At 66.2% G+C, this 6,681-nt stretch carries 4 protein-coding genes; 3 read left to right on the forward strand and 1 reads right to left on the reverse strand.

The window, feature by feature from the left end; translation table 11 throughout:
- Positions 1-3: 3 nt before the first annotated feature.
- Genes cobN through F6X40_RS22375 form a run of 3 tightly spaced genes read left to right on the forward strand, consistent with a single transcriptional unit; the run spans position 4 to position 5,593 of the window.
- Positions 4-3,822 (forward strand): cobaltochelatase subunit CobN, encoded by a 3,819-nt coding sequence (gene cobN, locus F6X40_RS22365; RefSeq protein WP_187629252.1) that lies wholly within the window; start codon positions 4-6, stop codon positions 3,820-3,822.
- Positions 3,819-4,919: an ATP-binding protein gene (locus F6X40_RS22370; RefSeq protein ID WP_187629253.1), complete on the forward strand. Its 1,101-nt coding sequence runs from the start codon at positions 3,819-3,821 to the stop codon at positions 4,917-4,919. The genes cobN and F6X40_RS22370 overlap by 4 nt, the downstream gene beginning before the upstream one ends.
- Positions 4,920-4,975: 56 nt before the next feature.
- Entirely contained in the window at positions 4,976-5,593 is a 618-nt protein-coding gene (locus F6X40_RS22375; RefSeq protein WP_187629254.1) for a vWA domain-containing protein, read from the forward strand.
- Between the two features lie 67 nt (positions 5,594-5,660).
- On the opposite strand, the gene F6X40_RS22380 is transcribed toward F6X40_RS22375, so the two are convergent.
- On the reverse strand, positions 5,661-6,605 hold the full coding sequence (locus tag F6X40_RS22380; RefSeq protein ID WP_187629255.1) for a flagellar brake protein: 945 nt from the start codon (positions 6,603-6,605) through the stop codon (positions 5,661-5,663).
- Between the last annotated feature and the right edge of the window lie 76 nt (positions 6,606-6,681).

Below are 6,681 nucleotides of genomic sequence, written 5' to 3' on the forward strand. Positions count from 1 at the left end.
AGCATGCATCTGCTGCGCACGACGCCGGGCGGCTTCGTCGACGATACGCAGGGCGTGATCCGCATCGATCAGCAGCCCGCCGAGATCGTCGTGCTCAGTTCCGCCGACACCACGCTGTCGCTGCTCGCGAGCGTGGTGCCGCGTCTCGGCGACGGCTTTCCGAGCGTGCGGCTCGCGAACGTCACGTATCTGCGTCAGCCTGCCTCGGTCGATTTCTATCTGGACGACGTGTTGCAGCATGCGCGCGTGGTCGTCGTCGATCATCTCGGCGGCGAAACGTATTGGCCGTACGGCATCGAGCAGGTGGTCGCGCTCGCGCAGCGCAAACAGCAAACACTCGCGATGTTTTCCGGCGATCTGCAGGAAGACCCGAACCTGCTCGCGCGCAGCACCGCGAGCGCCGAGTTGTGCCAGCAGCTGTGGCGCTATCTGCGCGAGGGCGGTCCGCAGAACGCCGAGGCGTTTTTGCGCTGCATCGCGTATCGCGCGCTCGACTGGGGGCGCGAACCCGATCCGCCGCGCGCGTTGCCGGCCGCGTCGTTGTATCACCCCGAGCGCGATACCCCCATCGTCGCCGACTGGGAGGCGCGTTGGCGGCAAGACGCGCCGGTCGTCGCGATTCTGTTCTACAAGGCGCATCTGCAGGCCGCCAATACCGCGGTGTTCGATGCGCTGATCGACGCGCTCGAAGCGCAAGGGCTCAATCCGCTGCCGCTCGCGATCACGTCGCTGAAGGATGCGGTGAGCCGCGATGTCGTGCAGTCGCTGTGCGCCCAACATGGTGTCGCGCTCGTGCTGAACACGACCGCGTTCGCTGCTTCCGCGATCGACGACCCGGAGCCGCTCGCGCTCGCCGGCGACGCGCCGGTGTTCCAGGTAATCCTGAGCGGCGGCAATCGCGAAGACTGGCTGAAGGACAACCACGGCCTCAATTCGCGCGACATCGCGATGCATATCGCGCTGCCCGAAGTGGACGGGCGCATCATCACGCGCGCGATCAGCTTCAAGGGGCTCGCGTATCGCTGTGCGCATACGCAGGTCGACGTGGTCCGCTATCAGCCCGACCTCGAACGGGTGCGCTTTCTCGCCGAGCTGAGCCGGCGCTGGTGCCGTTTGCGTTCGCTCGATAACGCCGACAAGAAAATCGCGTTGATTCTCGCCAACTATCCGATGAGCGAAGGGCGCATCGGCAATGGCGTCGGGCTCGATACGCCGGCGTCGGTGGTCGGCATTCTGTCGATGCTGCGCGATGAAGATTATCGTGTCGGCGAATTGCCCGAAAACGGCGACGCGTTGTTGAACAGGCTGACCGAAGGCGTGACCAACGATCCGGTCGTACGCGATCTGCGTCCGGCCCTGCAAAGCCTCGCACTCGACGACTACCTCGCGCAGTTCAACGCGTTGCCGGCGAGCGTGCGCGACGCGTTGAACGCTCGCTGGGGCAAGCCCGAGCAGGACCCCACGCTGCGGCGAGGCCGCTTCATGATCGCCGGCTGGCGCTGCGGCCAGGTGTTCGTCGGCATTCAGCCTGCGCGTTCGCGCGAGCACGGCGACTACGCGAGCTATCACGATGCGGAGCTCGTACCGCCGCACGCATATCTCGCGTTCTATTTCTGGCTGCGCCATCAGTTCGGCATCGACGCGGTCGTGCACGTCGGCAAGCACGGCAACCTGGAATGGCTGCCGGGCAAAAGCGTCGCCTTGAGCGACGCATGCTGGCCCGATCTGATTCTCGGACCGATGCCGCATCTGTATCCGTTCATCGTCAACGATCCGGGCGAGGGCAGCCAGGCGAAGCGGCGCGCGCAGGCGGTGATCATCGATCATCTGATGCCACCGCTTACACGCGCCGAAAACTATGGGCCGCTGCAGGACCTCGAACGCCAGGTCGACGAATACTACGAGGCATTGATGGTCGATTCGCGTCGCGCGAAGCTCTTGCGTCGCACGATTCTGACGACGATCGTCGAGCATCGGTTGCACGAAGAGCTGAGTCTCGCGGCGCCGAACCGACAGGACGATGAAGACGCGCTGCTCACACGCGTCGATGCGTGGCTGTGCGAGCTGAAGGAAGCGCAGATTCGCGATGGCCTGCATACGTTCGGGCAGTCGCCGCGCGGCGTGCAGCGGCGCGACACGCTGCTCGCGCTCGGGCGCTTTCCGGTCGGCGATGGGCAGGGCGGCAAGGCGGGGCTCGTCGACGCGCTGGCGCGCGATCTGCGCATCGATCATCGGTTCGACCCGTTGACGGTGGATTGGGCCGCCGCATGGGACGGCCCGCGACCCGAGGTATTGCAGCGGGTCAGCGATGCGCCGTGGCGACATTACGGCGATACGCGCGAGCGGTTGGAATTGCTCGCGGGCGAGCTGTTGCGCGGCGTCTGCGGTGTCGATTGCGATGTCGCGGATCGTTCGCCGGCCGTCCCCGTAGCCGACGAAAATCTGCCGCAAGCGGCACAGGTGATCGCACGCCTGTGCGACGACGTGCTGCCGCGTCTCGACGCCTGCGGCCCGCAGGAAATGACGCAACTGAAGCGCGGCCTCGAAGGACGTTTCGTGCCGCCAGGTCCGAGCGGTTCGCCGTCGCGCGGTCGGCCCGACGTGCTGCCCACCGGCCGCAACTTCTATTCGGTCGACACGCGCGCGGTGCCGACGCAAGCCGCGTGGGCACTCGGCCTGAAATCGGCGCAGCAACTGATCGAGCGGCATCTGCAGGAGCACGGCGATTATCCCCGCGCGATCGGCCTGTCGGTCTGGGGCACCGCGACGATGCGCACCGGCGGCGACGATATCGCGCAGGCGCTCGCGCTGCTCGGCGTGCGGCCGAAATGGGCGCCGGGCAGCCACCGTGTGACGGACTTCGAGATCATGCCGATCGACGCGTTCGATCGGCCGCGTATCGACGTCACGTTGCGCGTATCCGGTTTCTTTCGCGATGCGTTCGCGAACGTGATGCATCTGTTCGATGCGGCCGTGCAAGCGGTTGCCGAACTCGACGAGCCCGCGGAGCTGAATCCGATTCGCGCGCGCGTGCAGCGCGAACGCGATGCGTTGATCGCGCGCGGCATGGACCCGGTCGAAGCGCGCAAGCGCGCCGGCTGGCGCGTGTTCAGCGCGCGGCCGGGCACGTACGGCGCGGGTCTGCAGCAGATGATCGACTCGCGCCAATGGCAGACCGACGCCGATCTCGCGAACGCGTATCAGGCGTGGGGCGGATATGCGTACGCGCAGAAGAGCGCGGGCGAGGAAGCGCATCAAGCGTTTGGCACGCGCCTCGCAGCGATGGACCTCGTGCTGCAGAACCAGGACAACCGCGAGCACGACGTGCTCGATTCGAACGACTACTACCAGTTTCAGGGCGGCATGGTCGCGGCGGTGCGGCATCTGGCAGGTCAGCAGCCGCGCGTCTATCACGCGGATCACAGCAATCCGGCCGCGCCGCGCGTGCGGACGTTGCAGGAGGAGATCGCGCGCGTGATCCGCTCGCGCGTGGTCAATCCGAAATGGCTCGACGGCGTGAAGCGCCACGGCTACAAGGGAGCGGCCGAGATCGCCGCGACCGTCGATTATCTGTATGGCTACGACGCGACCGCGCGCGTGATCGCGGATCATCAATACGCGCTCGTCGCCGATGCTTATCTGAATGACGCCGATACGCGCGCATTCATGCAACGGCACAATCCCCATGCGCTGCATTCGATCTGCGAGCGTTTGCTCGAGGCGATGCAGCGGGGGCTGTGGCAGCAGCCGGGTGACTATCGCGCGCAGGTGGAAACGCATCTGCTGGCGAGCGAACAGCAGATCGAAGGAAGACAAACATGAATGGAGCGATGCGAGGAGCGGACGACGCGGGTTGCTCCGCCTGTGTATCGGGTACGGCGGCGCGGCCCGTTTTTCCGTTTGCGGCGCTGATCGGCCAGGCCTCGTTGCAGCAGGCGCTGGTGCTCGCGGCGATCGATCCGGGCTTGGGCGGCGTATTGATCAGCGGACCGCGTGGCACTGCGAAGTCGACTGCCGCGCGCGCGCTCGCCGAACTGCTGCCGGAGGGAGAGCTCGTGAATCTGCCGCTTGGCGCGAGCGAGGATCGTCTGATCGGCACGCTCGATATCGAAAGCGTGTTGCGCGACGGCTCGGTGCGCTTCTCGCCGGGGCTGCTCGCGAAGGCGCATCGCGGCGTGCTGTACGTCGACGAAGTCAATCTGCTGCCCGATGCGCTCGTCGATGCGTTGCTCGATGCGGCGGCGAGCGGCGTGAATACCGTCGAACGCGATGGCGTGTCGCATAGTCATGACGCGAGCTTCGTGCTGATCGGCACGATGAATCCCGAAGAGGGCGAGTTGCGGCCGCAATTGATCGACCGCTTCGGTCTGATGGTGGAGTTGCAGAACACGTTCGAGCCGCGGGTGCGGCAGGCGATCGTCAAAGCGCGGTTCGCGTTCGATCTCGATCCCGCTGGGTTTCGTACCGCTTACGCGGAGCAGCAGGCTTCATACGTGCAGCGAATTCGCTCGGCGCGCGCGGCGCTGCCGCTGCTGTCGTTCGATGACGCCGTCCATGCGCGCGTGAGCGCGCTATGCATCGAGGCGGCCGTCGACGGCCTGCGCGCCGACCTCGTGATGCTGCGCGCGGCGCGCGCGCTGGCCGCATTCGAACGGGCAGGTGCGGTGACGGTGCGACATGTGGAGCGCGTTGCCGATCCGGTGCTGCTTCATCGGCGGCGTCAGCATGATTCGCAACATGCGAATCAGCGCCGGCCAGAAAGCGAGGCGCCGGCACGGGAGCTCGCTGAGGGTGCGTCTGGCGATACGGCTGGATCCACGACACCTTCCGCCGACTCCGAGTGGGGCTACCTGCCGCCCGAGCCGGCCGCGGCTTTGCCTGTCAAAGGCGTCATTGCGCTCGACGCAAAAAAACGCTGAGCCATCGGAAAGGCGCCGCCGCTGACTCGCGCAGCGGTTTTCGATGGCGACGAGGCGTGGGGGCGGATTCGCGCGACACGTCGCGCGGCGAACCGGGCAGCAGGCGCATTGCATGGCCACCGACGCTCGCCGCGATGCGCGAGCACACGCTGCGTCGTGAGCATCTGCGCTTCGTACGGGAAGTGCCGCGTGGCGGTGTGCTGCATTGCTTCGTGCTCGATTGCTCCGGGTCGATGCTGGCGGGCCAACGCCTCGCGTTGGCGAAGGGTCTACTGACTGCCTTGTTCGACCGTGCGAGTGCGATGCGCGCCGAGGCTGCGCTGATCTGCTTCGGCGGTGCGGGAGCGGATGTGCGCTTCGGCCCGGCCGTGCCGCGCTGGTGGAACGAGCGATGGCTCGCGCCCGTGGGCGGAGGCGGCGGTTCGCCGCTCGCGTCGGGCGTGCGCAGCGCCGCGCAACTGCTCGAACGCTGCGCGCGGCGACGGCCGGCCCAGCAGCGCTGGTTATGGATTCTGACCGACGGCCGCACGAGCGACGAACCCGCGCGGCCGGCCGACGTCGATGAAGTCGTGTTCGTCGATTTCGAGCGTGGTGCGATACGGCTCGGTCGTTGCGAGGTGCTCGCCAATGCCTGGGGAGCGCGGCGGTTGACGCCGGAAGAGTTGCTCGGCTGATCGATGTGTGCGCAGCGAGGTCGACGCTGCTGTGTCCGCACGCGCGTTGCTTTTGTGGCCGTACCGCTTATTTCAGTCCGTTGGACCAGTGCTGCACATCCTCCTGACGATCGAACACGAACACCTTCATCGCCATCTGTTGAACGGAATCGAGTTGATCCAGTTCTAGCCCATGCATGGACGGCTCGCCAGGCGTTTTGCCCTTCTGAACGTTGCGGATCACCGCCGTCGTCTCGATCTGTGAATCGTATTCGGCCGACTTCAGCCGGAACGCGATGCGCAGCCGCTCGCCGACTTCGCCCAGTGTCCACGACGCACTCAACGACATGCCGAGCGCGCTGATGCCCTTGGCGAGTCCAAGGCCTTCGTAAGTGTCACCGCTCCTGCCGATGCCAAACCGCACGGGCAGGTGCGCATGGACGCGGATCGATTTGCGCTCACGGAGCCGGCGGACCATACCGGGCCTCGACAACACGGCATAGTCGAACGGCACGCGGCAGACCGCTTCGACCGTGCAGACGAAACGGAACACGGCCTGCCTCGCGATCGCGACGACCTCGACGTTCTCGCCGGGCGTGAGCGGCAGCGGTTGGCCCTGCAGCATCGGCGGCGTGACGAACAGCGCATGATTCGGCGCGAAACCGATGATGCCGCAAGGTTGCATCGGCGCGCCGCTGCCGAGTTGCGAACGCATGCCGATCAATGTGCCGATCTCGAGGTGCATGTCTTTCAGCGTCAACTCACCGGCGTGGTCAGGCTGGGCGGTTGGCGCCGGCGGTTGTTGTGCGCCGAGGTCGAACAGGTCGCCGCGTTGCGGGCGGAAGTGTTGAAACAGAAAGGCGCGCTCGTCGGTGGTCGCGAGCGTCGTCGCGCTTGCGAAGAGCAGCGTGCCGTCGGCATCGACGATCGGCCATGGGAGCGGCGTGCCTACCGGCACCGTATCAGGCTCGAGCATCGGGGATGCCGCGGCGGGCTGGGTGTCCTCGACGTGTGCGTCGACGAGATTGTCCATAGTCGGCAGCTAATTTAAGTGGCGGGATGATCTGATTGACGGCGGGGAAGGGTGAAACTTTAATTCGGGGAACGGG

The sequence above is a fragment of the Paraburkholderia sp. UCT31 genome, from assembly GCF_014397655.1.
Classification (GTDB): domain Bacteria; phylum Pseudomonadota; class Gammaproteobacteria; order Burkholderiales; family Burkholderiaceae; genus Paraburkholderia; species Paraburkholderia tuberum.